The sequence below is a fragment of the Veillonella sp. CHU740 genome (assembly GCF_003992055.1).
Classification (GTDB): domain Bacteria; phylum Bacillota; class Negativicutes; order Veillonellales; family Veillonellaceae; genus F0422.
This window is the reverse complement of record NZ_RQVD01000007.1, coordinates 74388-100738: the sequence shown is the minus strand read 5'-3', so window position 1 is coordinate 100738 and position 26351 is coordinate 74388. Positions and strand designations below refer to the sequence as shown.

Genomic DNA, 26351 nt, shown 5'->3' with positions numbered 1-26351 from the left:
TTGAGTTTGTATATGTCTATTTTATTGCAAAAAAAGAATGTTGGCGACTACTCTTATATGAGTAGCCCCAACATTTATTATAGAGCCTATTATATTCTCAGAAGTGTTAATACTGTATCAAGATCTACGTTTTGGTACAGTATTCTTTTTTCTTTCATAGTGTCGATAGTCATGAGGATAAGGAATTTTTTTTTGAAGTTAAATCCTATGTTTCTACTATCCATTGATGAAAGATAAATATCAAATATAGAGATATAACAATAGTTGTAAAATTTATATGTATACTGGGCATATACATGGTAGTGTCACGTATGTAATGGGAAGATACACATACGTATTGAGTGATAGAAAGGTGAATAGAAATGAATCAAATGTATCGAGTTGTATGGAACAAAACAAAAAATATGTATGTAGTAGTGTCTGAATTGGCGAGTACTGTCAATGGTAAAGCAGTGAAAGCAGGCGTATTAGGTGCTGTTTTAGCAGTAACAGCTTTTGCAGGGCCTGTACATGCTGCATTGAATGAAGCGGGTACTGGTGGAGACTCAAATGTTGCTTTTGGAGAAGCCTCCTCAGCACAAGGAGCTAATAGCGTAGCTATCGGTAATAATGCTAGTACCGAAGGGGCTAATACAGTGGCACAAGGCGTAGGGGCTCTAGCAAAAGAAGCAAATAGTGTTGCTATTGGTGCGAATGCTAGTACTACAGGTGAAAATGCAGTAGCTATTGGCACAGGTAGTAAATCTGGTAGTGCTGGTAATAGTGGACAGTCTACCGTAGCTATTGGTGGTAGTGCGCAAGCTACAAGCAATCGTGCAATTGCTATTGGTGATAGTGCTAAATCTTCCTGGTATGGTGTTGCTATTGGTGCTCGTGTAGAAGCAAATCCTACAAGTGTTGCCATTGGTGGTGGTTACAATGCAGCAGAAGCAGCTAGAACAACGATGCCACATTCTGTCGCATTAGGTACTTATGCAAAAACAACAAAGGCAGTAGATACAGCAGAAGCTACAGTGACAGCAAATGGTACATCCTTAAAATTCACTGGCTTTGCAGGTGATGGAAAAGCGAATGGAGAAGGATTTGTTGTTTCTATTGGTACAGCGGGGAAAGAAAAGCAAATTCAGAATGTAGCTGCAGGTCAAATTACGGCTACATCTACAGATGCAGTGAATGGTAGCCAATTATACTCTGTAGCAGGCACGATGAGCACTATCGCAGGGTCTGTAAAAACTATCTTGGGCGGCAATGCAGCCGTAGCAGACACAGGTGCTATTACTATGACAAATATTGGTGGTACAAATAAAAATACTGTGGAAGAAGCGATTAAAGCAACAAAAACAGAAGTAGTAGCTGGGAAAAATGTAACTGTAACTCCATCTACTGGTGCAAATGGTCAGTCTGTATATACCGTGGCAGTGAAAGAGGATATTACACTAAACAGTGTAACAACAGGAAATACAAAAATTGATGCTAATGGTGTTACTATTGGTGGTAAAAATTATGTATCCTCTAATGGATTAAATGCAAATGGTCAAGCTGTTACTAATGTGGGTAATGGAAGTGTTGCAGCTAACTCTAAAGATGCAGTAAACGGCGGGCAATTACATAGTGAACTTGAGAAAAAGGCTGATAAATCTGAGCTAAATACAGTGAAACAAGATGTGAACACTGTTAAAGAGACTGTAAACACTATCAAAAAAGATGTATCCACAACTAAAGAGACTGTTGGAAAAAATACAACTGAGATTTCTAATATTAAGAAAGATGTTTCTAAGGTGAAACAAGACGTGAATACAGTGAAAAATGATGTATCTACTATGAAAGACAGCATTGAAGAAACAATTAACGAAAAAATAAAAGAGATCAATGCTAATACATCTAATACCAGTCAAAATATGAATGTCTTAGAAAACCGTGTAAACTCTCGCATGGACAAAGCGGTAGCTGGTTCTGCAGCCTTGGCAGCATTACATCCATTAGATTTTGATGAGAATGACAAATGGAATGTGGCGGCAGGCTATGGTAGTTATGGCAGTGGAAATGCGCTAGCATTAGGTGCCTTCTACCGTCCTAATGAGGACACTATGTTCAGCATTGGTGGTGCTATGGGCAATGGCCAAAATATGGTCAATGTAGGCGTTAGTCTTAAATTAGGACAACATAATGGCGTATCTAAGTCAAGAAAAGCTATGTCGCAAGAGATTGATGTTTTAAAAGCTCAATTGCAAGAACAAGATCAAAAAATTGCTATGTTGATGAATGCTATGGCAAATATGCAACAAGCAGGAAAATAATAAAAAACTAAATTGTATATGAAAAAGAGGAAGATGGCTGATTAAAAGTCAATCTTCCTCTTTTTTATAAATATATAAAAATAAATGGGGTTGTATAACAGCTAGAATTTATGATTTGTGAAATACAATTTATATGTAGGGGGATATATTCGTAAAACAGGTAAAATCAAGATGATAATTGACATATATATAAGCCTATATTTATCAGGGGTATCTACTGTTATGGATGGTTGCGTATCGTCTAGATAAAGCCTTATTTTAAAGGGGTTGTAGACCTTTGCGAAATGAATACTTTAAAACTTGATTTTAAATATCTAGTTATGCTATATTTGAAAAGCAATGTACATATAAAGGTAGATTGTAAGTTTGTTGTGATCATGCATTATGCATTTCACATAATACTAATTATAGGTAAAGGACTGACACTTGTGTCAGTCCTTTCCTATTAGCATTAAATAAAGTTAAAATTCAAAAAGATTGATGGGGAACCTATCATTCTTTGATAGCCAGTTCGGCTGTGCAGTGAGGACAACGTGTTGCGTCGTCAGCGATAGCTTCACGGCAATAGTCACATTTACGAGTTTCCACCGGTGCTTCTGCTGGTGTAAATCGCTTGATTTGGCTGATAACAGTGAAAATACAGAGGGCAATGATAAGGAACTCAAACACTGTATTTAAGAAAAGACCATAGGCTATCATAGGAATCCCCGCTGCTTTTGCTTCTGCAAAGCTACTTGGAGCGGCACCAGTCGTTAAAGGGATAAATAAATTCGAAAAGTCTACCCCGCCTAATAGTAAACCGATAGGAGGCATTACCACGTCGTTTACTAAAGAAGTAACAATTTTACCAAACGCAGCACCAATGATAACACCGACTGCTAAGTCTACTACATTACCACGCATAGCAAAGTCTTTAAAATCTTTTAAAAAGCTCATTATAATCTCCATTTCAAAATGCATAATATAAAAGACATAATCTATATTATACTGCAATTACATCGAAAAAGATAGATATAAAGACAGAAGTTTAGATGGCTAGATAAGCGATGATGTATAGATTGCAAAAAAGCTGTCACACCATATGGGATAAGCCCAATGAATGACAGCTTTTGTATTATCGATGATGATCTACTTCTTGTATATTGGCATAGTTTCGATAGAGTTCATTTGGTAATTTTGTAGTAATAATGGATGCTTTATCGATCGTAGCAAATGTAACAGAAGAAATATGGTCAAACTTAGAAGGGTCTGCCAATACATAGGCAGTACGACACTTTTGTATAGCTTTTTCTTTCACCGCTGCATCCAATGGATCTTCTGCTGTAAAACCTGAGCGGAAACTGATGCCGTGGGTACTAAAAAATCCTTGTGTGAAATTATAGGATTCTAGTTGGTTGAGGGCCACACTTCCTACGATAGAAGAAGAGATGGGGTTGACCGTACCCCCTAAGAGGATAACTTTCATATGGCGTGAAGCTAATAGTGTAGCATGGTGAATGCCATTTGTAACGAATGTAGCATGAGTATGCTGCAAGTAATGCAATACCATTTCTGTAGTGCTGCCTGCGTCGATAAAGATAAAGCCTGTGGAGCTAATCAATTCAGAAGCAGCTAAGGCAATCGATTCTTTGGCGTCTCGATAGGTAATGGATTTAGGAAGTGTATCTAACTCCATACTACTATGATCCGGGGTCAGACTCGTAGCCCCACCATGAACCTTTTGCAGCAACCCTTTGTTGTGTAGGTGAGCCAAATCTCTTCGAATAGTAGGGGCAGAAGAAGACAAAGCTTGCACTAACTCATGTACTGTAACAACTCGATTTTGCTTGATGCGACGTAGAATAGCGGCATAACGTTCTTCAGGAAGCATAGTAAAATCACCTCCAATGTATGATTAACCTAGTACTACGATAGGGAAATATAACGCATTGCGTCTATTCATTTTCCTATATTCATGGTAATATAAATGGCAAATAAATTATAGTAGGCTATGGTGGATTTCATCAAAATGTATAAAAGCAAGGGCTATATTTTGCGATAAATTAATAATCCGCTCTATGCGGATAGGAATTGTATAGTACAGAGAAGGAGAAACGTATGAAACTAACAAAAATGCACGGCTTAGGTAATGATTTTATTGTGTTTTTTGATGAGGGTGCTACTACATTAGATGTGACAACGATGGCCCGACGATTGTGTGATCGCCATACCGGCATCGGCGCTGATGGATTGGTGATTGTCATGCCATCCGAAGTAGCCGATGTAAGAATGCGTATCATCAATTCTGATGGCAGCGAAGCAGAAATGTGTGGGAATGGCATTCGTTGCTTTGCAAAATATGCCTATGATCGAAAGATTATCGAAAAAGAGACGTTTACTGTAGAAACATTGGCGGGGATTATGGAGCCCACGATTATCGCAGACCGAGGTGTGGCACAATTAGTGAAAGTAAAAATGGGCCAGCCTACATTTAAGGCTAGCCATATTCCTATGAATATTGAATCTGAAAAAGTATTGTCGCATACGATTGACGTAGAGGGTGTGTCTTATGAGGTGAGCTCTGTCCTATTAGGTGTGCCGCACACAGAAGTGTTTGTGGACGATGTGACAGCAGTACCTCTTACAGTGTTGGGGCCAAAGATTGAAAAGCACCCATTATTCCCCAAAGGTACCAATGTGAACTTTGTACAAGTTGTGAATGATACGACAGTAAAAGTCCGTACTTGGGAACGTGGGGCAGGAGCTACACTCGCTTGCGGTACAGGGTCCTGTGCCAGCGCTGTCATGGCCCATGAGAAGGGATTTACTGGACGCTCTGTAGATGTAGAATTGTACTTGGGCACATTGCGCATCGATTATGAAGCAGATGGCACGGTATATATGACTGGTCCTGCTACAGAAGTGTTTAGTCTGGAGTTGGAGGATGTAACTTGCTAGATAGGTGCTAGCATGTACGTATATAAAAGAAAAGAGGAAAGTTGATCAAACTGTGTCAACTTTCCTCTTTTTGTGTGAGTTATCATACCATTATAAATCTAATAGTATAGTGCGGTTTCACATCAGATGCGCTTGGCTGTATTAGTTCAGTTTCCATAGAATCGTGTCAATGAATCCATACCTTATGAATTAGTTTTTAGCTGAATTTTCTTGCCAAATTTTTTAGTGAAAGCCGTAAGAGTAGCTGGTTTTACGGTATCTACCGTTACGATAAGACCATCTACATTTGGTGTTGGTGTCACGCCTAGGATGGTACCAGTTGGCTCTAATTGACGATATAAAAAGGCAGCATCAGTTTGTAATGTATCGAAATCGCCTAAGCTATAGGAGCCAGTGGTGATAATATGATTGTCCAAGAAGTGTTTATCTTGGATGTAAGCTGTTTCTGCAGTAATGGCTTTCACATCGTTAGGGGATGTAAAAGAAATGACTAGTTTGCCATCACGCCAGAACATAGCTCCGCGATTGTGGAAGTCATAGGATTCGCCAAATGTTTTTTTGATGAGGTTACGAGTTGTTTCTTCCATTTGTTGTTGGGAGATGGTGGATTGTAATGTCTCGGCTGCTTTTGAATAGAGCATACGATATGTAATTTCTGCAGCTTCACTGCGAGTGACATATTTTTCTGGATTAAACAGCCCTGTGGTACTGTAGTTAATAAACCCAAACAAGGCTAATTCACGGACCGAAGATTGGGCCCAAGGAGCGATAAACTTTTGGTCGCTAAAATGAATGTTGTCTAGGGCTGTAGGATCTTCTGTTCGATATCCTTGATAGTGTAGATATTTGTCAGCCACCACGGCAAATTCTTGGCGGGACATATATTGCTCAGGACGATATGTTTTGTCTCCATAGCCACTGATGATATTAGCTCTGGCTACACTTTCAATAGCAAGGGAAGACCAGCGATCGGATGTGATATCAGTGAAAGAACTAGCCAACATAATAGATGGTGGCTCACCAATCATTTTACTAAATAAAGAAGCAGCTTCTTCGCGAGAAAGTGGATCATTCGGTTTGAATGTTCCATTTTTGTATCCACTCATAAATCCTTCTTTAGTCATCTTTGTAATGGAATTATAGGCCCAAAATTGAGGGGGTACATCTGTAAAGCGATACTTTTGTATGCGTTCAAAGGTTTGTAGGCTATTTGGTTGCGAATAGGTAAATGTTGTTGGCCCATTCACAGATACTTGCGTAGAAGGAGTTGTCGTGAATACAGGAGACACTTCCTTAGCCTGCAATAGGAATGTTGGAATTAATGTGAATAATACAGTTGCATATATACGTTTCATCAAATACCTCCTGACTAGTGGAATCTACTTATGAATTTCTTATGTTTATCATACCATATTTGAAAGAATGTCACTATGTGAAAAGAGTGACAAATGTCAATGCATAGGGGTTCATAGGAGATGAATTATATAGGAATAGTTATCTCTATCATGAGTTTTGGTTATAAACCTGTTTACGAGTAGGAATTAAAAGAAGAAAAGACAGGTGTACTTTTAAAGTAGAAATTGGATGTATTAAAATACATAAAAATAATATAAGCCTTGTTCTTATAAGGCTTGATAGAATGCGGATAGAGTGTGATTTTTGCTACAAAAATAGCTGATTGATAATGACTAGCAATAAGGTATAAAAATGGCTTCTTGCTAATATTGCAAGTCTTTTGTAATTACATAAAAATTACTATATAATAATATCATCGGAGACTATATAGGATGGAAGATTCTAATATAGGACATAGATGTAACGATTGCTGCATTTTGCCAATCAAGTGATAGTAGTTTACTTTAAAGTTGAGGATGTGAAGAAATGAAAATTCATTTATTTCAACAATGTTTGATTGATATGTTCTACCCTCATGTAGGCATGGCAGGTGTAAAGGTACTAGAAAGCCTTGGCTGCGAATTAACAGTTCCTAAGAAGCAAGTATGTTGTGGTCAGATGTTTGTTAACTCTGGTTACAATGATGCTGCCAAAGGGGCTATTAAGAACACAATTGAACAATTCGAGAATGCTGACTATGTGGTGAGCATGTCTGGTTCTTGTGCATTTGCGATTCGTGATGAATATCATCATATTTTAAAAGATGAACCAGAATGGTTAGCACGAGCTGAAAAATTGAGCTCTAAAATTTATGAGTTCACGCAATTCATCGTTGACGTATTAGGTGTCACTGATGTGGGAGCGCGCTTTAATGATAAAGTGACATACCATAAATCTTGTCACGTAACACGCTTGATGGAAATCAAAGAACAACCTATGAAATTATTGGAAAATATTCAAGGGTTAGAATACTTACCATTGCATCGTGCAGAGCGTTGCTGTGGCTTTGGTGGTACTTTCACAGTGAAAAATCCTGAAATTTCAGCTGCTATGACAAAAGAAAAAGCATTGAATATTGCTGATTCTGGCGCTAACATTGTAGCAGGCTCTGATATGGCTTGCTTGATGAATATTGAAGGTATGCTAGATCGACTTTACAAAGAAGGCGAAATTGATCGTCATATCCGTGTAATGCATATTGCGGAATTATTGAATAGTCGATAGGAGGAGTCACCATGAGTAATATTGTGTACGATAAACGCCCGTTTAAGACACGCGTTAATGATGTGCTTAATAATGACTTCAAAGTAAAAGCCATTCAAACAGCACAGGATGTATTCTATGAAAAACGTAAAGCTGTAGTCGATCAAGTAGCAGAATGGGAAGACTTCCGCAATGAATCTGCTGATTTGCGCGACCATGTATTGGCGAACTTAGATTACTATTTAAATCAATTTGCTGAAAATGCTGAAAAAGCTGGTGCACATGTGCACTTTGCAGCTGATGATAAAGAAGCAACAGCAATTTGCATGGAAGTACTTCGTGCAAAAGAAGCAAAAATGGTTGTTAAATCTAAAACAATGGTATCTGAAGAAATCGGATTGAACCATGAATTAATTAAAGCGGGTATCGAAGTTAACGAAACTGACTTGGCGGAATTTATTCTTCAAACAGCAGACTTTGACCCTCCATCTCATATCGTAGTGCCAGCATTGCATTTCGAACGTAATCGTATTCGTGATACATTTGCGAAAAAATTAGGCTACCAAGGTACTGAAAATCCAGAAGAAATGACACGTTTCGTACGTAAATATATCCGTGATCGTTTCTTGCGCGCTGATGTAGGATTCACTGGATGTAACTTTGGTGTTGCTGAAACAGGTACTATTACTATCGTATCCAACGAAGGTAATGGTCGTATGGCGAGCTCCATGCCTAAAACACAAATCGCGTTGATGGGTATGGAACGTTTGGTGCCAGACTTTGCCTCTTTGGATGTTATGATGGAAATGTTGATTCGTTCCTCTGTAGGCGCTAAAATTTCTAACTACTTCTCCATGATTACAGGTCCTGCTCGTGAAGGTGAAGCTGACGGTCCAGAGGAATTACATATCATCATCATTGATAACCGCCGTTCTGGTATTTTAGGTGGCGATTTCGAAGAAATGTTACGTTGTATCCGTTGCGGTGCATGTATGAATATTTGCCCTGTATATCGTCATATTACAGGTCATGGTTATGGCTCTATCTATCCAGGACCAATGGGTGCTGTATTAACTCCACTATTGGTTGGTTATGAAGAAGCTGGCGATCTTCCTTACGCATCCACATTGTGCGGCGAATGTTGGGAACACTGCCCAGTTAAGATTCCATTGCATGAACTATTATTGAAACATCGTCAAGTGATTGCAGATAAATTGAAAATGCGTCCAGCTATTGAACGTAGCATCTTCCACACAGTGGCAACAGTATTCTCAAACTCCTTCTTGTTCGATATGGGTACCAAAATGGGTGCCATCGGCATGAAGCTAATGAGTAAAAATGGTCATATGGCAGATTGGACAAAAGTATTACCAGTAGTTGGTGGCTGGGTGAAAGCTAAAGACATGGGCGTACTCAAAATGAGTAAATTCCGTGATGAATATGCGAAACACGTAGCACAAAAGGGAAAGGAGAAATAAAATGGATCAAGCAAAAAAACAAGCCTTTTTAGGTCGCCTATCTCGTGCGTTAGGCCGTGACTCAATTCCTACATCTGTAACACCTTTTGATTTTTCAAAAGGACCTCAAGAAACGATGTATTCTGATCTTAGCCATGAACAAGTCGTAGAGATGTTCAAAACTGAAGCAGAACGTTTAGGTACTAAACTTATCGAAGTGGAGGCTTCTCAATTGAGCCAAGCTTTGGTGGACGAAATTGTAGCTCGTGGTGGCGGTAGTGTTGTGTATCCTAAATCTGCAGAAGTAGAAACATATGGTTTAGAAGCAGCTTTCAAACAATTGAGTGAAGACCAAGCAACGTTCTATCAATGGGATGCAACTAAAGGTCGCGAAGCGAATATCAATGTAGCGAAAGATTCTAATATTGGTATTACATTCCCTATCTTGGGTATTGCGGAAACAGCAACAGTAATCCAACCAAGTACAGAAGAATCTGGTCGTTCCCTAGGGTTATTGCCATTGACTCATATCTCTGTATTACGTACTGAAAATATTCATCCACGTATGACACAAACGATGGCAGAATTAGCGAAGATCTATCGCAATGATCCAGCTAAGTTCCCTACCAATGTAGTTCACATCTCTGGCCCATCCAACACAGCTGATATCGAATTAGTTCGTGTCGTTGGTGTACATGGTCCTATCAATGTAACATTCATCTTGGTAAAATAAGCTAATTTTATTAAACGCGGTTTGCTTTTGCAAATCGCGTTTTTTTTATGTCGATTACTAAAATATAGCTAGGTGTTAGGAAATGAGAGGGTACCTAGAGTATGTTTTAAAGTACTATTGAATGTTGCTTGAAATGGTGTATACTAATAGTTGAGGAGGGTCACGTGAAAGTGTTATACGTTGACCATTATGGTGATAGAAGGGAGTGCTTGTTATGAAAGAATCTGTATACGAACAAATGAAATCTGCGTTGCAAGAATTAGCGGTTGCAGCTAAGTTAAGACAAGGTAAGTTGCTTGTGATTGGATGTTCTACTAGTGAAGTACGAGGCGGTCATATTGGCAAGGATTCTTCTTTGGATGTGGCAGCGGAATTATTCAAGGCTCTTTCAGAAGTACAAAGAGACTATGGATTTGATGTGGCTATCCAATGTTGTGAGCATTTAAATCGGGCCTTATTGATGGAACGTGCGGCAGCGGAAGTCAGAGGATATGAAGAAGTGAATGTAGTGCCTGTACAACATGCAGGGGGCTCCATGGCGACTACGGCCTATGAGAAGTGGTCTGACCCTGTGGCGGTAGAATGTGTGCGAGCTGATGCAGGTATCGACATTGGAGATACGTTCATCGGTATGCATTTAAAACATGTAGTAGTTCCCGTACGATTAGCCGTGAAAGAAATTGGAGCGGCCCATGTGACAGCAGCTCGTGTACGACCTAAATTTGTAGGGGGCGACCGAGCTCATTATAATGAGGCGTTAAAGTAAGAAAGTTGTGAGGTATCTGTGGAATTTTATACCTATGCCTATGTGGTGCAAAGAGGAGAATTTACATCTCTATTACAATACATTGTGACATCTATTTTGCTAGTGGCTTTACTAGTGGTAGGTGTGAAAGTGATGTACAATCGTTTCGATACGAAGTTTCGTGATTTAGGAATTATTATTGTACTAGGGCTAGTTTTTTTACTAGGCCTACAAGTCAATGACTATACGCGAGATGTAGATAATGCTGAAGAATCCAACTATATGGTTCAGTTTCTGAATAATTTCAGTGAAACAGAGCATGTTAACAGAGAAAAAGTTCGTGTGAACTCCTTGCGTGTTCATGATCGTATGATTGTGAATATTGACGATAAATTTTTTGAAGTTACTTTCACTATGAATAAGGATGGTTATGCACTGCGTCCGATTCATATGATGAATGCTAATCCAAAAGTGGTAGATGTGAAGAAGGACGAACGATAATATGTTAACAGGTTATACATTAGTGTTTATTAAGCTAACGCTTGGTATCTTAGCTCTCATTTTACAAATGAACTTGATGGGCAAGGGCAATTTGGCGCCTAATTCTGCCTTGGATCAAGTGCAAAACTATGTACTTGGTGGTATTATTGGTGCCGTAATCTACAGTGAAAGCATCGGCATTCTGCAATTTTTTCTAGTGCTTATCGCTTGGACGATTGTAGTCATGGGATTGCGCTTTCTCAGCGCTCATGTACGATGGATTAAGAATCTCATCGATGGCCGACCTAGCATTGTGATTGATCGAGGACAAATTCGCGTTGGGGAATGTTTGAAGCGAGGTCTTCGTGGCAGTGATCTACAATTAAAGCTTCGCAGTGCAGGGGTCACCCTTGTGAGTGATGTACGGCGTGCTGTATTAGAACAGAATGGACAATTGACAGTCGTTATGAACGGTGATGATTTGATTCGCTATCCTGTCATTGTGGATGGTGTAGTAGACCCAGATATTTTAGAACTAGCAGATAAAGATATGGCTTGGTTGGAAGAAGAATTAGAAGACCAAGGATATTCTATCCGAGATGTTTACGTAGGAGAATATTCCAAAGGACATTTGATTTTGCATCCTTACGAAGGGCGCAGAGGGTAATACCATTGTATTTTTGGATGGAATGGTGTATACTTGGTGTAGAAGGAATGAATCTTTCTAAGAGGGTTGTAGAAAATCATCCATAAACTCAAAAAAGGACGGCTGCCACCGTCCTTTTTTCTTTCTACTTTCTATTCTTGTAGTACTTCAGAATTGCATAAGTTAAGACATTAACAATCAATCCTTGCAGAATAGGGGCAAGAAAGCTAGCCCATAACACTAGAGGGGTATAATCAACCTCCATAAACTCACCTCCTTTCGATAAAAGAGGATACCTAAAGTATAGCATATTTTATGAGAGAAAGGAGGATAAAGTCTTGAATAGGACAAGGAAAACATGTATAATAATAAAGTAATAGCATTGGAATATGACAGTTCTATGGGGCTTGTGCAAGGAGAGCCTGTGAACCATGTCAGGCCTTGATTGGAGCAGCATTAAGCGGTAACTCTCTTGTGCCACGAGGAAACCTATAGGGCTGTCAGATTCGAGTGCTATGGTAAAGCAGCTAGCTTAGCTGCTTTTTTTCATATCTTAAGGGAAAGGAGGTTCCATGAGTTATTTAGCTTTATATAGACGATGGAGACCGAAACAGTTTACAGATGTAGTAGGACAACATCATGTATCGGACACATTGCAACGAGCTATTCGGGAAGATAAAGTAGCTCATGCCTATTTATTTGCTGGCCCTAGGGGGACAGGCAAAACGAGTATGGCTAAAATATTTGCTCGTGCCATCAATTGCGAGCATGGCCCTACAGATACACCTTGTGGTCAGTGTGAATCATGTCAACAGATGTTGCAGGGACAAGCTTTGGATGTGATCGAAATCGATGCGGCTTCTAATCGTGGTATCGATGAAGTACGTGCATTGCGAGAACAGGTCAACTTTTTGCCTGTAGTAGGTCATAAAAAAGTATTCATCATCGATGAAGCGCATATGTTGACGAATGAAGCATGGAATGCGTTGCTGAAAACTATTGAGGAACCTCCTAGTCATGTGATGTTTATTTTTGCTACTACGGAGTCTGAAAAATTACCGGTAACGATTCTATCTCGTTGTCAGCGCTACACATTCCGACGCATTACGGCAAAGGATATTACAGCGCACTTATTATATGTAGCAAAAGAGAGTCAGATCCCCCTTGATCCAGCGGCAGCACAGGTCATTGCGGTCCATGCGGACGGAGGCTTGCGGGATGCATTGAGTATTTTAGATCAATGCTCAGGGATGACATCAGATATGATTACGGCTCCATTAGTAGAATCCATGATTGGCCTAGTGAGTAAGACTTGGGTGCTAGATGTGGTGGATATTCTGAAAGCTGGTGATGGAGCTGGTGTATTGCAAGCCGTAGATGAAGCGTTACAGCAAGGCCGTGATGCACGACAAATCGTGACGGCTATTGTAGAGCATTTGCGGGCCATGATTATTGCCAAGGTGTTGCCAGAAGCAGAAGAGTTATTGGCTTATGATACACATCGTGAAAGATTGCTAGAGCAGACGAATGCATTGACGATGGAAGAGATTGGTCGCTATATTAATGTGCTGCAAACAGTACAAAACAATGCGAAACAAGTGGATAATCCAAGAGTCATTGTGGAGATGGGATTGCTTTCACTCTTGCAATTAGGGGGTGGCACCTATCAAACCTTAGAGGGGCGCATGACGACGATGGAACAGTTTGTGAATCGTCAAGAAGATACCTTGTTGCAAAAGATGAATGAACTAGTAGAACAACGGCCTATAATGACCGTGGGTGCGATAGAAGCACCGCCAATACCAGAAAGTGATTTCTATGAAAGTGCCATGGAGGATATACCACATCCGGTAGCCGATGAAACAGTTGTGGAATCGGTACCGAAAACAGTACGCACAACTCCGTTACCTCCGCCGACTGTTAGTGGCGGATTACAAGGAGCTTCTCCGATTAAGAATACGTTGCCTCCACCAACGACAAAGAAACGTGCAAATCCAAAACCAGCACCTAGTAAACGGACAGAAGTGAGTCAAGATATCGTTATAGGCCGTGGCATTGTGAATGTGCATGAATATAGCACGATTTTAGCAAACGTGATAAAATGGTTGAGAGGTCATGGGTTTGGCTTGCTCAACACGATTTATCAGCAAGGTAAGCTGGCCTATTTAGATCAAGAACGAGCTATCCTTGTGTTCCCTACCGCGGTGGCCGTACCTATTTTGACACAACCACGCCATCAGGAAGATGGGAAGCGTGCGTTCCAACAAGTTGTAGGCAGACCGATTATGGTGGAAGCGATGGCTAAGAATGATCCGCGGCTTCGGGCGTATATAGAGGCAGCTCAAGGTGGTTCATCAGAAGGAGCTAAGAGTACTGTACAGTCAGAACAGAACGGTACTTCTCTGGTAAGCTCTGCAAAGGTATATGGTGAGGTATCACAAGAGAAGGTAGCAAAAGAGACGGCTACATCCTCGGCAGTACGATCAGTATCCACAGAAGAAATAGATTCATCGCAGGATGTGATACAAAATGTGGTAGAAGAAACGATAGCTGCACCGATATATACGGGAACGTCTGCAAATTCTCATGTGGGAGCCGGCAGTGCCCCTACGAATATAGAGGGTATCATTGATGATTTCCTCACAGTCTATGAAAATCCTGAAGCAGTGCTCAATCCGTATTATGAGGAAGCTATAGTTGGTAACAAGGAACTTTCACAGGGGGCGGTACAAGATGTACGGAGTTTACCTAAGTGGAGTTCTGCAGAGGCCAGTGATGAAGAACAACAAGATCCACTGTTATACCCTGTATTGCAGCGTATGGAAGCAGATGGGTATGATATTTATGTAGAAGAAGTAGACGAAATGTCTAAGAATTAAGAGGAGGTTCACTATGTTTGGTGGCGGTAATATGCAAGGTATGTTGAAAAAAATGCAAAAAATGCAAAAGGATATGGCGAAGGCTCAAGAGGAGATTAAAAATTCCGTAGTGGAAGCGTCCATCGGTGGCGGTGCTGTCTCTGTGACAATGAATGGAGAACAAGAAGTATTGTCCATTAAAATTGCGCCAGCAGCAGTAGATCCTGATGATGTAGAAGCATTGGAAGATTTAATTGTAGCAGCTGTGAATGAAGCAAACCGCAAAGCGAAAGAAGTAGCAGAACAAAAATTAGGCGCTGTAACAGGAAATCTAAAAATTCCTGGAATGCCAGGCATGTTCTAATATGACAAATCCATTAGAACGATTAGTTGAAGAGTTACGGCGATTGCCGGGGGTAGGTGCGAAATCTGCACGGCGTTTGGCATACCATTTGATAGAAGCGGAACAAGAAGATGTACAGCGGTTGGTGGAAACGATTGTAGCCGCGAAGGAAGCCACGCATCGTTGTTCCCAATGCTTTAATTTATCTGCCCAAGACCCTTGCGAATTTTGTGCAAGCTCTAAACGAGATAAATCCATGATTTGCGTGGTGGAAACATCTCGTGATGTGATTGCCATTGAGCGCAGTGGGGATTATAAGGGGTTGTACCATGTATTAGAAGGGGCTTTATCTCCTATTGATGGAGTTGGCGTTGAAGACATTCGATTGAAAGAATTAATGATGCGCCTCCAAGATGATACCGTACAAGAAGTAATTATTGCTACGGACCCTGATGTAGAAGGGGAAGCAACAGCGCTGTATATTGCGCGATTATTGCAACCGACAGGGATTAAGGTAACACGTATTGCTCGAGGAATTCCAGTGGGAGGCGATATTGAATATGCCGACGAAGTGACGCTAAGTGGCGCCGTATTACATCGTCAAGAAATGAGGTAACTATGGATTATATTATGACAGCTGCAGTGGCGGTCATCGTAGCCTGGGTGGTTATCAAAGTGGCTTGGTTTACGATTAAACGAGTAGCTATGAATGTATTTTTAGGGATAATTTCCTATGCATTCGTAACAGAGGCTCTACATATTCCTGTGGATATGAATATTATGTGGTGGGCCTTAACGATGATATTGGGGCCTTTGCCAGTATTGGGTTTGGCATACTTTCACTAATAGGATAAGGAGAACCTATGCAATTGAATGCAGCGCAACAACAAGTTGTGAATGAATTAGATAGAAACATTTTATTGCTAGCTTCTGCAGGAACCGGTAAAACAAATACATTGTCCCATCGAGTGGCACACATTCTCGAATCTGGGCGAGCAAGGGGAGAGGAAATACTATGCCTCACCTTTACAAATAAAGCTTGTCGTGAGATGAAAGAACGGATGCTTTCCATCGTGGGGCAGCAGGCACAGGCTGTGAAAGTATCTACTTTTCACAGCTTTTGTTATACCATCTTGCAAGAAGAGGCAAAATTACAAGAAGATTTATTTTCTGAGTTTCTCATCATGGATGAGGAGGATACAGCCGAATTGATCGGTGAATTTTTACCTGCGTTAGTAAAAGAGAGAAATTTGGGCAATACTCCACTCATCATTCATAAAGACACGATGCAACGAGTGATTGGGGTAGTGAAAGAGTATCGATCTGTATACGGATATTATTCTGATGATATACAGATGGATTATATACAAACTATAGAAACTCTATATGATAAAGATATATCTGTGTTGCGACAAGCCATGGGTAGTTCTGTAGTGGAAGAGTTTTTCCGCCACAGTGGTATCGATGTGATGATGGACTATGAGAAACGATTACGGGCTCTTAATGGATTGGATTTTACAGATTTAATCACCAGAGTACATCAGCTGTTCCAACGACCTGATGTGGCACAGCGATGGCGCCATCGTTACTCCTATATTGCAGTGGATGAAATGCAGGATACGAGTCGCCTAGAATATGATGTGATGAATGTGATGTGGCCAGGCAATCATGTCTTGCTATGTGGAGATTACTTTCAAACTATTTATGAATGGCGAGGGTCAGATCCGTTAGCATTGATCAAGGATTTTCGCAAGGACTATGAGCCTATAGGAATTGTATTTGATGAGAACTATCGGGCGAATCAAACCTTATTCAAAGCCTCCTTTGCTATGTTACAACAGGTGTTCCCTGAGTTGGTAGCTGATATGTATGAGAGGCTGCCACGGGCGGTAGCCAAAGAGTCGGGATCTCCTATCGTTGTGTATGAAGGGGCCACTGCTTATAAAGAGGCGGCTTATATCTTCGATGCACTACGTGCATTGCGGACGAGTCAGGCCATGCCTCCTGCCGGTATTTTAGTGCGTTTCAATTACCAAGCAAAAGAGTTAAGTCAGCTCTTTGAGACCTTTAATAAATCCTTGCCAGAATCAGAACGATTACGATTTATCTTGGTAGATGAGCTAAAGTTTTTCCGACGTCAAGAAGTAAAGGATATATTGTCTTTCTTTAAAGTGCTTGCTAACCCTCGAGATGTGATGAGTGCTAAGCGGATGATACGAAAATTTGTCACAGGCGTAGGGGAACAAAAGATTAAAGAATTGGAAAGCTCTTATGTGCGTGAAACGGGATTGCGAATTACAGACTTTATGAGCACTCATATTTTTGAACAAGAACCGTATGAACGATTAGAAAGGGCTCTTTTAGCCAGAGATGTAGTTGTATTTGATGTGGAGAGTACGGGCGTGAATGTCATGGAAGATCGGATTATCCAAATGGCGGCGATTCGCATTGATGAAACGGGACAAGTAGTGGATACCTTTGAAGAGTTTATCAATCCAGGCGTACCCGTAGGGGAATCGGAACAAGTGCATGGATTTAGTGATGCCTATTTGGCTGAGCATGGTCGCCCACCAGAGATTGTGCTACAAGAATTTTCTGCGTTTGCACAAGGGGCTGTCATTGTAGGTCATAATGTGACCTATGATATGAGTATTTTAGAGCAAGAATGTATACGGCATCACGCGTCGATGCCCACAGTGCAAGCCGTGTATGACACATTAAATATCTATCGTCGCTTTTACCCGAATTTGCGAAATCATAAATTAGGCTATTTGAGTGAACATTTTCCTATTGATCATAAGCCTACACATAATGCTATGGATGATATTTTAGCCACTGCTAAGTTATTGATATATGCTATGAAGAAAAATATTATCCCTACAAAAGCGCAACGGATGGGCTTTGTCAATAAATATAGGGCGTACTTCGGTAAGATTGCATCTGCTATGGATACATTGCGGCGAAAAATGCTCACCAGTAAGCCTACGGAGCTATTAACCTATATTATGAAAGATATGGGTGTAGCTGGATATTATGAAAGTAAAGTGACGGGAGATAGTCAGGGTCGTCAATTGCAGAGTATCCGAGAACTCTATACGATTTTCAGAGAGTTAGAAGAAGAAAATCCTGAGTATGTAGGTCGAGATGGGATACAAGTTATGTTAGAGCTATCTGCCTTAAATGCTGGGGAAGGTATGTTCCGTCGTAGAGGAGATGATCGGATTCCGATTATCACGGTACATCAAGCGAAAGGTAGTGAGTTTGATCATGTCTTTTTAGCGGGAGTGAACGATAGTGCGTATCCGTCATATCGAGCAGTCCAAGAAGGTCGTATCAGCGAGGAACAGCGTATTTTTTACGTCGCTTTGACAAGGGCCAAGCAACACTTAACGATTACCTATCATGTGCATCGAAGTAAAAAACGAGACCTCATGGGAAGTCGATTTATCCAATGCATTCCTCGGGAGTATTTGGACTTTCACCAGTAATAGTAGGACCTGCGAGGCGTGATAAATCCGTAGGGACCTATAGAAAAAGTTCTACTGATAAGGTATAATATTGCATATAGAGATATGTTTCTATATAAGTTATCAATCATTTGGGAGGACAGAATGGAACAAAAAGAGATGGTTGTTGTCGTTGACTTTGGTGGTCAATATAATCAACTGATCGCGCGTCGTGTACGTGAAAACAATGTATATTGTGAGGTGTATCCATACAATAAAGCATTAGAAAAAATTAAAGAATTGCAACCAAAAGGGATCATCTTCACAGGTGGCCCTGCTAGCGTATACGAAGAGAATGCTCCAAAAATGGAAGCGGAAGTATTTGAACTTGGTATTCCAGTGTTGGGTATGTGCTATGGTATGCAGTTTATGGCACACACTTTGGGCGGCCATGTAACATCTGCAGAAACTCGTGAATTTGGTAAAACTCCAACTCGTGTAGATGTGTCCTCACCATTGTTTAAAGGGCTTTCTGAAGAAGAAGTTGTTTGGATGAGTCATGTGGATTATGTGGCAAAAGTACCAGAAGGCTTCAAAATCGTAGCTCATACAAAAGATTGTCCAGTAGCAGCGATGCAAAACGAAGAGCGCCATTTATATGCTATGCAATACCATGCAGAAGTGTTGCACACAGAACATGGTAAAGAAATGCTTCACAACTTCTTGTATGAAGTGTGTGGATGTACAGGTCAATGGACAATGGCAAACTATGCAAAAACTGCTATCGAAGAAATCCGTAATACTGTAGGCGATGGTAAAGTGTTATTGGCATTGTCTGGTGGTGTAGACAGCTCCGTAGCAGCAGCGTTAATTTCCAAAGCTGTAGGCGATCAATTGACTTGTATCTTTGTTGACCATGGTTTGATGCGTAAAAACGAAGGCGACGAAGTAGAAGAAGCTTTCAAAGATTCTGGTATGCACTTCATTCGTGTGGATGCAGAAGAACGTTTCTTGATGAAATTAGCAGGTCTTGAAGATCCAGAAGCAAAACGTAAAGCCATCGGCGAAGAATTTATCCGTGTATTCGAAGACGAAGGTCGCAAAATTGGTTCCGTTGATTACTTAGCACAAGGTACGATTTACCCAGACGTAATTGAATCCGGTACTGGCGAAGCAGAAGTAATTAAATCTCACCACAATGTAGGTGGTTTACCTGCAGTAGTAGATTTCAAAGGCTTAATCGAACCTCTTCGCAACTTGTTCAAAGACGAAGTGCGTCAATTAGGTGCTGAACTTGGTTTGGCAGATTACCTAGTATGGCGTCAACCATTCCCAGGACCAGGTCTTGCCATCCGTGTGATGGGTGAAGTGACAAAAGATAAACTGGACGTATTGCGTGATGCGGATTACATCTTCCGCGATGAAATTGCAAAAGCTGGTTTAGATCGTTCCATTAACCAATACTTTACTGTGCTAACAAGCACACGTACAGTAGGTGTTATGGGTGACTTCCGTACTTACGATTACACGTTGGCCTTGCGTGGGGTGACCACCACTGACTTCATGACGGCTGACTGGGCGCGTATCCCTTACGATGTATTGGATACTATCTCTCGCCGTATCGTGAACGAAGTCAACCACATCAACCGTATCGTGTACGATATTACAAGTAAACCACCAGCAACCATTGAGTGGGAATAAACTAAACATACTGAAAGCCAGCAGAATTTAGGTTCTGCTGGCTTTTGTGTTTTGTACAAGAAATTCCATTGCATTTTCTCTTCATTAGTCCTATAATACATTGTATCGTATTTAATTAGTATATAAGTACGAATTAGGTGGACGATGATGAAGGAGTTGAATGTCATGAGACCTGAACATACATTGCCAAGTTATAGCTTTGGCGGTCATGAAATTTTTGATACCATAGGAGCCCATACAAAACGAATTGGTACAAAAGCAGTGATTATCGGCGGAGACACAGCGTTGTCTGTGGCGCTACCAGTATTGCAGCCAGCCTTAGAACGTGATGGTATTGAAATTCTGGAGATCATTCATTTTGGTGGTGAATGCGCCTTTGAAGTAGCGAAGGAGATTGCCAATAAAGAGTCTGCTAAGCAAGCAGATTTTCTGATTGGTGTTGGTGGCGGTAAAGCCTTGGATACGACGAAATTGACTAGTATTGAGTTAGGGGATGTTCCCGTGGTGACGGTGCCAACCATTGCGGCTACTTGTGCGGCTACATCAGAGGCTATTGCGGTCTATCACTTGGACCATACCTTTGCAGATGTGGCCTTTATGAAACGCCCTGCAGTGCATACTTTCATCGATGCAGATATTTTGGTGAAAGCCCCAAGTCGTTATTTCTGGGCTGGCATGGGTGATACGATTGCAAAGCATTATGAAACACATATGGCCACACGTGGACGTGATCTTTCCTATAATGTACAAGTAGGCCTATCCTTGTCTAAGATGTGTGCAGACCCTATTTTTGCTCATGGTCGTGAAGCCCTAACTGCCAACGAACAAGGTGAGCGCAATCGTCTATTTGATGAAATCGTGATGGCTGTTATTTTAACAACTGGTATTGTATCTGGATGTATGCCAGGAGATTTTAACAGTACCATTGCTCATGCTATTTGCTATGGTTGTGCGGAAGATCCAAAAACAGAAGAGGAACATTTACATGGGGAAATGGTAGCCTACGGCTTATTAATCCTCTTTGCAGCAGATCAACAATGGGATCAATTAGAACGTTGGTTGCCTGTGTATCGCAGTATCGGTTGGCCGACGAAACTTTCAGAATTGGGACTGACCACAGATGACATTCCGATGATTGTGAAAAAAGCAGCCTCTGTGCGAGATGTGGTGATTTGTCCGTATGTAGTAACAGAAGAATTGTTGACCGAGGCTATTTTGAAAGTAGAAGCTCACGGCTAAGCACTGCAGATCTAGTTCGTATAGAGTATAGTAGCAGGTATCTCTAGTAGGAAAGGGATACCTGTTTGCACTACTTATGGCAATATTAGAATAAGATAGATAGGATAGGCGTGCGTCTAAGATATACAGCATATACAGAAAAGGTGTAGTATACTATATATAATCGCTTGTATGAGACGTTAGATGCATCATAAAGGAGAAGGATAGAGGTATGGAACGAATTACATGGAACGACATAGAATTTGTGTCTGTCGGAAATGCCACTGATGCAGAGGGGAAAACAGGGATAACAGTACTTCGATTCCCCTATGGTGCAACAGGAGGGATGCACATCAGCGGTGGTGGCCCTGCTGCTCGTGAAAGTGGAGTGCTAGATCCTACGACGGCGCCTACTCCTGTGAATGCTTTGGTACTAGGTGGTGGATCTGCCTTTGGGTTAGGGGCTAGCGATGGGGTGATGCAATCCTTAGAGGAACGTAATATAGGGTGTCCTACAGCCTATGGTGTAGTGCCCATCGTCTGTCAAAGTGATATTTATGATTTATCCTACGGAAATCCGAAAGCTCGACCGACTCCACAGATGGCTTATGATGCTTGTGAAGCAACGTTTAAAGGGACAGCTCCTATATCTGGAAATGTAGGTGCTGGTACAGGTGCTACTGTGGGTAAAATCTGCGGTATGGAACTGGCCATGAAAGGCGGCATTGGCTATAGTGCTGCTCGACTAGGAGATCTTGTAGTGGGGGCTGTAGTGGTGGTGAATGCCTTCGGTGATGTGTATGATCGCGAGGGGCAACCACTAGGTGGCGTTATGGATGCATCGCGGACACATATAGTAGATACGAGTCAGATTATGTATGACCAATATGTGAATCAAGAAAAGGTAAGCTCGATGATTGGTGGTAATACAACGATTGGTGCTATCGTAACCAATGCGCAGTTTAGTAAGGCAGAACTTACTAAAATAGCTATGATGGCTACCAATGGATATGCCCGTTCTATTCGTCCCGTTGGCACGCTATCTGATGGGGATACAATCTATGCCTTTTCTTCATATGTGAAAGAATGTCATAACCATATTGATATGCCTGTGGATGGTACAATTGCTCAAGGAAGCCCTGTTGTGCCAGATGTTAATCTGGTAGGTACCTTAGCAGCAGATCTGATGTGCGAAGCTATTGAAGATGCGATGCAGTCTAGTTATGTTACCGATGATGAGTTTTTGGAGAATCTTTTAAAATTTCACGAAGTGAAAATAGAAAAACAATAAAAAAGACTTGCATTTTATGTGAAAGTGCTATATAATAACTCTTGTATTATTCCTCGATAGCTCAGCAGGTAGAGCAATCGGCTGTTAACCGATCGGTCGTAGGTTCGAGTCCTACTCGAGGAGCCATACAAGGCCCGTTGGTCAAGCGGTTAAGACACCGCCCTTTCACGGCGGTATCGGGGGTTCGATTCCCCCACGGGTCACCATATGGACGATTAGCTCAGCTGGGAGAGCGCCTGCCTTACAAGCAGGATGTCGGCAGTTCGATCCTGTCATCGTCCACCATAGCTAAGAACCATCCGATGGATGGTTCTTTTTTTATGTCGTCATTTATTTCGTTATGTAGCTTGTCGCATTTTATTTTATTGTTATAAAGGAAAGACCGCAACATACTCCTTCTCAAACTGATCCTTCGGTAGATCGTCGCTTATTCTGCTATGCAGCCTGTGGCGTTTTGTATGAATATGATGAAGGGAAGAGCACGACATATTCCTCCACAAACTGATCCTTCGGTAGGTTGTCACTTATTTCTCTATGTAGTCTGTGGCATTTGTAATTTATTATGATAAAGGTAAGACTGCAACATACTCCTTCTCAAACTGATCCTACGGTAGGTTTGTTCAGGAGCATGTTGCGGTCTTTTGCATTTTCCTAATTTAGATAATAAGAAATGCCACAAGACTGCTACACGTAACTGCGTTCCTCAGGGGAGGTTGGATAAGGGGCCTTTGTATTTGTCTGATTTAGATGCTAGGGGGGTGCCACAAGGGTGCTACTTGCAACTGTGTTCCTCAGGAAGAGGCATTGAATAGCTTTCTCATAATTTATATAAAGAGATATGATAATTATGTAAGATAGTTGTTATCATTTAAAATATAAGATAAAAATTACACGTAGTGAATAAGAATGCTGTTATATATCAGTATATATTGAAAATATACTTATAAAATTATAAGTTTACACGAGGTTGTTATAAGGCTGGCTATCTTTATAATACTTTAGATTATGCTATTTACTGGAGCGTAACTGGAAAAGTATGGGGAAGTGTTTTGATCTATTATCTTCTGTTCATTATCTATGAATTAAAAGCATAATTATTTCAAAATTGGTATGGTTTATGAAGAAAATGTGAAGAAATATATTGCGTAATCAAAAACATAATGATAATATTTATTATATAAGAGATATAATATGTATATCTTGGTAAGGTTTTTGTGTAGGAGTTATAGAATGAATAGCAAAACAAGAAAGCAATTGTTATCATTTGCAGCAGCAACAGGTGTATTATTCCAATTGGGTGGCACTGCGCATGCTGTACAAGTATTTGATTTAGGTGAGTTTGTGGTGAAAGCACCAGTTAATGTAGCTACGGTTGAAACACCAGAGGTAGCGGTAACACCAGCTACTGTAGAAGGTGCTTATGCAGGCGGTCAAGTAGCGAACAGCAACTTGATGGGTGTATTAGGTCGTCAAAGTTTTATTGAAACACCGTTCAATGTAACTGGATATACAAACGAATTGTTAGAAAATAAACAAGCTACAGAAATTACTGATGTAGTAAAAAATGATGCGTCTGTGAAAGATGTATCTTTATCTGGTGCATCTAGTTCTTGGTCTATCCGTGGTTTCCGTACAACACAACAAGACATGCAATTCAATGGTTTGTACAGTATTGCACCACGTTTTTACACAGGTACTGAAGGGTACGATCGCGTAGAAGTCATCAAAGGTCCAAGCGCATTATTGGGCGGTATGGCACCAAATGGTACAGTAGGTGGTACGATTAACTTTGTACCTAAACGTGCTACGGATAAAGCCGTTAATAAAGTGAAACTTTCCTATGGCAATGGCAGTGAATTTACACAACACGTAGATGTAGGACATCGTTTTGGCGATAATAACAAATATGGTGTTCGCCTCAATGTATTAAATCGAAATGGTGGAACATCGGTTAAAGATGAAGAACGTCAAACTAGCTCTGTTGTCATTGGTGCCGATGTACGAGGTGACAAATTCCGTGCGGCTCTTGACTTGGGTTATGTATATCATGCGACATTAAATCCTCAATACCGTGTACTATTTAATAATGGTTCTTTAAAAAATACAACAAAAGAAAATCCTTTCACACCAGTTCATATTGATAATGATATGAAATATGGAGCTACTGATACATTCCGCCGTGTTACTGAGAAGTATGGTGTAGTTAGTGGTGAATATGATCTTAATAAAGATTGGACTGCGTATGCGGGTATTGGTGCTCGTTATACATCTATGGACTACAAATATAATGAGTTCACAGTGACTAATTTAGCTAAGGGTGATGCGAATATTCGCTATCGTCATAACTACCAAATTAATAAAGGAATTTCCGCAGAAGCAGGTCTTCGTGGTAAGGTAGTGACAGGTGATGTAACACATCATATTGGTTTGGCCGCGACTCGTTTAGAACAAAAAGTGCATATGCAGAATAATATCTTGAATACGGTATCTGGATTCAATTATTTGAAACAAGCAACAAACTGGGGAACTGCAACAGAAACGTCTTGGGCATCTCCATTATCTAGCAAGCAAATTTTAACAGGCGTTTCCTTAACAGATCGTATTGTTACAAAAGATGAAGCATGGCAGTTCATTCTTGGCGCACGCTATCAGAAAGTAAGAAGCACAAACTATGGTGCAAAAGAAACTACCTATAATAGTCATGCTGTAAGCCCAGCTGTAGGTATTGTTCATAAATTCAATGACAAAGTATCTGTGTATGCGAACTACATGGAGGGCTTAAAAGCAGGGGTTTCTGCTCCAGCTGGTACGAAAAATGAAAATGAATTGATGGCACCTGTTAAAGTTAAACAAATGGAAGTGGGCACAAAAGTAGATATGGGCAAATATGCAGCCACATTGAGTGCTTTCGAGGTGCGTAACCCATCCTATACAACAGATGTTGCCACTAATGAATATGGTTTAAATAGCGAAGTTCGTGCTCGTGGGTTAGAGTTAAATGTATTTGGTGAACCTGTAAAAGGTACTCGAGTATTAGGTGGTTTAATGTGGTTAGATTCTAAATATACAAAAGATACTAGCAGCACAAAACTGAAAGGTAACAAATTTGAAGGCGCCCCAACAGTGAATGCAACATTGGGTGTTGATCAAGACATTAAAGGAGTGAAAGGATTATCTGTATCTACTCGCTTGAACTATACAGGATCTGCCTATGCAAATAATACTAATACGGTGAAAACTAGCGGATACTTCACTTGGGATTTAGGTACTCGTTATACTTGGAATGCAGGTAATACGCCAATGACATTCCGTGCTGATGTGTACAATGTGCTTAACAAATCCTATTGGAATGCATTACATAGCAATGGTGTAATATTAGGAAATGGCCGTACATTCATGTTCTCCTTAACGGCAAGTTTATAATTTAAAATACTGGTGAAAGTAGTATTTCCCAAATGATAAGAGCTGTAACGAAATACGGGATGCCTGTATTTTGTTACAGCTTCTTTTTCCTACGATGTAAAAGGATACCTAAATGGTGTATTAAATACGTGGGAAGAGTTGAATACATTTGGGTAGCTACAAAGCAGTTATTTCTGCA

Annotated in this window: 20 protein-coding genes, 3 tRNA genes and 1 other RNA gene; 21 read left to right on the top strand and 3 right to left on the bottom strand. The window is 40.7% G+C overall.

The window, feature by feature from the left end:
- Positions 1-362: 362 nt before the first annotated feature.
- Positions 363-2297, top strand: coding sequence for an ESPR-type extended signal peptide-containing protein (locus EO115_RS05435; protein WP_126937960.1), 1935 nt, complete (start codon positions 363-365; stop codon positions 2295-2297).
- Between the two features lie 492 nt (positions 2298-2789).
- On the opposite strand, the gene mscL is transcribed toward EO115_RS05435, so the two are convergent.
- Together mscL and EO115_RS05425 are read right to left on the bottom strand one after the other, a co-directional pair.
- The gene (mscL, locus tag EO115_RS05430; RefSeq protein WP_126937959.1) at positions 2790-3233 is read right to left on the bottom strand and encodes a large-conductance mechanosensitive channel protein MscL; all 444 of its coding nucleotides are present in this window, start codon (positions 3231-3233) and stop codon (positions 2790-2792) included.
- 178 nt (positions 3234-3411) lie between these two features.
- Positions 3412-4167: a DeoR/GlpR family DNA-binding transcription regulator gene (locus EO115_RS05425; protein ID WP_126937958.1), complete on the bottom strand. Its 756-nt coding sequence runs from the start codon at positions 4165-4167 to the stop codon at positions 3412-3414.
- 227 nt (positions 4168-4394) lie between these two features.
- On the opposite strand from EO115_RS05425, the gene dapF reads away from it, so the two are divergent.
- On the top strand, positions 4395-5234 hold the full coding sequence (gene dapF / locus EO115_RS05420; RefSeq protein ID WP_126937957.1) for a diaminopimelate epimerase: 840 nt from the start codon (positions 4395-4397) through the stop codon (positions 5232-5234).
- 182 nt (positions 5235-5416) lie between these two features.
- On the opposite strand, the gene EO115_RS05415 is transcribed toward dapF, so the two are convergent.
- Positions 5417-6589: an S-layer homology domain-containing protein gene (locus EO115_RS05415; protein WP_126937956.1), complete on the bottom strand. Its 1173-nt coding sequence runs from the start codon at positions 6587-6589 to the stop codon at positions 5417-5419.
- A gap of 526 nt (positions 6590-7115) precedes the next feature.
- Between EO115_RS05415 and EO115_RS05410 the strand changes: the two genes are divergently transcribed.
- The 19 genes from EO115_RS05410 to EO115_RS05320 all read left to right on the top strand — a co-directional run bounded on the left by EO115_RS05410 (position 7116) and on the right by EO115_RS05320 (position 26173).
- Positions 7116-7853 carry a (Fe-S)-binding protein gene (locus EO115_RS05410; protein WP_126937955.1) on the top strand — a complete coding sequence of 246 codons (738 nt, stop codon included), beginning with the start codon at positions 7116-7118 and terminating at the stop codon, positions 7851-7853.
- 11 nt (positions 7854-7864) lie between these two features.
- Complete coding sequence (locus EO115_RS05405; protein ID WP_126937954.1) at positions 7865-9310, top strand: LutB/LldF family L-lactate oxidation iron-sulfur protein; 1446 nt, start codon at positions 7865-7867, stop codon at positions 9308-9310.
- Between the two features lies 1 nt (position 9311).
- Positions 9312-10022 carry a lactate utilization protein C gene (locus EO115_RS05400; protein ID WP_126937953.1) on the top strand — a complete coding sequence of 237 codons (711 nt, stop codon included), beginning with the start codon at positions 9312-9314 and terminating at the stop codon, positions 10020-10022.
- 214 nt (positions 10023-10236) lie between these two features.
- Positions 10237-10788, top strand: a complete 552-nt coding sequence (locus tag EO115_RS05395; protein ID WP_126937952.1) for a TIGR01440 family protein — start codon at positions 10237-10239, stop codon at positions 10786-10788.
- Between the two features lie 18 nt (positions 10789-10806).
- Positions 10807-11268, top strand: a complete 462-nt coding sequence (locus EO115_RS05390; RefSeq protein ID WP_126937951.1) for a DUF3290 family protein — start codon at positions 10807-10809, stop codon at positions 11266-11268.
- A 1-nt stretch (position 11269) separates the two neighbouring features.
- Positions 11270-11914, top strand: a complete 645-nt coding sequence (locus tag EO115_RS05385; RefSeq protein WP_126937950.1) for a DUF421 domain-containing protein — start codon at positions 11270-11272, stop codon at positions 11912-11914.
- 355 nt (positions 11915-12269) lie between these two features.
- Positions 12270-12410, top strand: an RNA gene (ffs, locus tag EO115_RS05380) — signal recognition particle sRNA large type.
- Positions 12411-12465: 55 nt separating this feature from the next.
- The gene (dnaX, locus tag EO115_RS05375; RefSeq protein WP_126937949.1) at positions 12466-14772 is read left to right on the top strand and encodes a DNA polymerase III subunit gamma/tau; all 2307 of its coding nucleotides are present in this window, start codon (positions 12466-12468) and stop codon (positions 14770-14772) included.
- A 13-nt stretch (positions 14773-14785) separates the two neighbouring features.
- Positions 14786-15115 (top strand): YbaB/EbfC family nucleoid-associated protein, encoded by a 330-nt coding sequence (locus EO115_RS05370; protein WP_126937948.1) that lies wholly within the window; start codon positions 14786-14788, stop codon positions 15113-15115.
- A 1-nt stretch (position 15116) separates the two neighbouring features.
- Positions 15117-15710 (top strand): recombination mediator RecR, encoded by a 594-nt coding sequence (gene recR, locus EO115_RS05365; protein WP_126937947.1) that lies wholly within the window; start codon positions 15117-15119, stop codon positions 15708-15710.
- A gap of 2 nt (positions 15711-15712) precedes the next feature.
- Positions 15713-15940 (top strand): hypothetical protein, encoded by a 228-nt coding sequence (locus EO115_RS05360; RefSeq protein ID WP_126937946.1) that lies wholly within the window; start codon positions 15713-15715, stop codon positions 15938-15940.
- Between the two features lie 17 nt (positions 15941-15957).
- Positions 15958-18582, top strand: coding sequence for a 3'-5' exonuclease (locus EO115_RS05355; RefSeq protein ID WP_126937945.1), 2625 nt, complete (start codon positions 15958-15960; stop codon positions 18580-18582).
- 123 nt (positions 18583-18705) lie between these two features.
- Positions 18706-20241, top strand: coding sequence for a glutamine-hydrolyzing GMP synthase (gene guaA / locus EO115_RS05350; protein ID WP_126937944.1), 1536 nt, complete (start codon positions 18706-18708; stop codon positions 20239-20241).
- 165 nt (positions 20242-20406) lie between these two features.
- Complete coding sequence (locus EO115_RS05345) at positions 20407-21480, top strand: iron-containing alcohol dehydrogenase family protein (RefSeq protein WP_126937943.1); 1074 nt, start codon at positions 20407-20409, stop codon at positions 21478-21480.
- Positions 21481-21691: 211 nt separating this feature from the next.
- Positions 21692-22750 carry a P1 family peptidase gene (locus tag EO115_RS05340; RefSeq protein WP_126937942.1) on the top strand — a complete coding sequence of 353 codons (1059 nt, stop codon included), beginning with the start codon at positions 21692-21694 and terminating at the stop codon, positions 22748-22750.
- Between the two features lie 50 nt (positions 22751-22800).
- Positions 22801-22876 (top strand) — tRNA-Asn (locus EO115_RS05335).
- Between the two features lie 5 nt (positions 22877-22881).
- Positions 22882-22956: transfer RNA gene (locus tag EO115_RS05330), tRNA-Glu, on the top strand.
- 3 nt (positions 22957-22959) lie between these two features.
- Positions 22960-23035 (top strand) — tRNA-Val (locus EO115_RS05325).
- A 945-nt stretch (positions 23036-23980) separates the two neighbouring features.
- Positions 23981-26173, top strand: coding sequence for a TonB-dependent siderophore receptor (locus EO115_RS05320; RefSeq protein ID WP_164724061.1), 2193 nt, complete (start codon positions 23981-23983; stop codon positions 26171-26173).
- Positions 26174-26351 lie beyond the last annotated feature (178 nt).

Bases quoted from the DNA above. Each gene is read 5' to 3' on its own strand.
- EO115_RS05400 (WP_126937953.1), top strand. From the start codon at position 9,312: ATGGATCAAGCAAAAAAACAAGCCTTTTTAGGTCGCCTATCTCGTGCG.
- EO115_RS05340 (WP_126937942.1), top strand. From the start codon at position 21,692: ATGGAACGAATTACATGGAACGACATAGAATTTGTGTCTGTCGGAAAT.
- EO115_RS05370 (WP_126937948.1), top strand. From the start codon at position 14,786: ATGTTTGGTGGCGGTAATATGCAAGGTATGTTGAAAAAAATGCAAAAA.
- mscL (WP_126937959.1), bottom strand. From the start codon at position 3,233: ATGAGCTTTTTAAAAGATTTTAAAGACTTTGCTATGCGTGGTAATGTA.
- EO115_RS05415 (WP_126937956.1), bottom strand. From the start codon at position 6,589: ATGAAACGTATATATGCAACTGTATTATTCACATTAATTCCAACATTC.
- EO115_RS05320 (WP_164724061.1), top strand. From the start codon at position 23,981: ATGAATAGCAAAACAAGAAAGCAATTGTTATCATTTGCAGCAGCAACA.
- EO115_RS05435 (WP_126937960.1), top strand. From the start codon at position 363: ATGAATCAAATGTATCGAGTTGTATGGAACAAAACAAAAAATATGTAT.
- EO115_RS05405 (WP_126937954.1), top strand. From the start codon at position 7,865: ATGAGTAATATTGTGTACGATAAACGCCCGTTTAAGACACGCGTTAAT.
- EO115_RS05360 (WP_126937946.1), top strand. From the start codon at position 15,713: ATGGATTATATTATGACAGCTGCAGTGGCGGTCATCGTAGCCTGGGTG.
- dnaX (WP_126937949.1), top strand. From the start codon at position 12,466: ATGAGTTATTTAGCTTTATATAGACGATGGAGACCGAAACAGTTTACA.
- recR (WP_126937947.1), top strand. From the start codon at position 15,117: ATGACAAATCCATTAGAACGATTAGTTGAAGAGTTACGGCGATTGCCG.
- EO115_RS05410 (WP_126937955.1), top strand. From the start codon at position 7,116: ATGAAAATTCATTTATTTCAACAATGTTTGATTGATATGTTCTACCCT.
- EO115_RS05425 (WP_126937958.1), bottom strand. From the start codon at position 4,167: ATGCTTCCTGAAGAACGTTATGCCGCTATTCTACGTCGCATCAAGCAA.
- EO115_RS05385 (WP_126937950.1), top strand. From the start codon at position 11,270: ATGTTAACAGGTTATACATTAGTGTTTATTAAGCTAACGCTTGGTATC.
- EO115_RS05345 (WP_126937943.1), top strand. From the start codon at position 20,407: ATGAGACCTGAACATACATTGCCAAGTTATAGCTTTGGCGGTCATGAA.
- dapF (WP_126937957.1), top strand. From the start codon at position 4,395: ATGAAACTAACAAAAATGCACGGCTTAGGTAATGATTTTATTGTGTTT.
- guaA (WP_126937944.1), top strand. From the start codon at position 18,706: ATGGAACAAAAAGAGATGGTTGTTGTCGTTGACTTTGGTGGTCAATAT.
- EO115_RS05395 (WP_126937952.1), top strand. From the start codon at position 10,237: ATGAAAGAATCTGTATACGAACAAATGAAATCTGCGTTGCAAGAATTA.
- EO115_RS05355 (WP_126937945.1), top strand. From the start codon at position 15,958: ATGCAATTGAATGCAGCGCAACAACAAGTTGTGAATGAATTAGATAGA.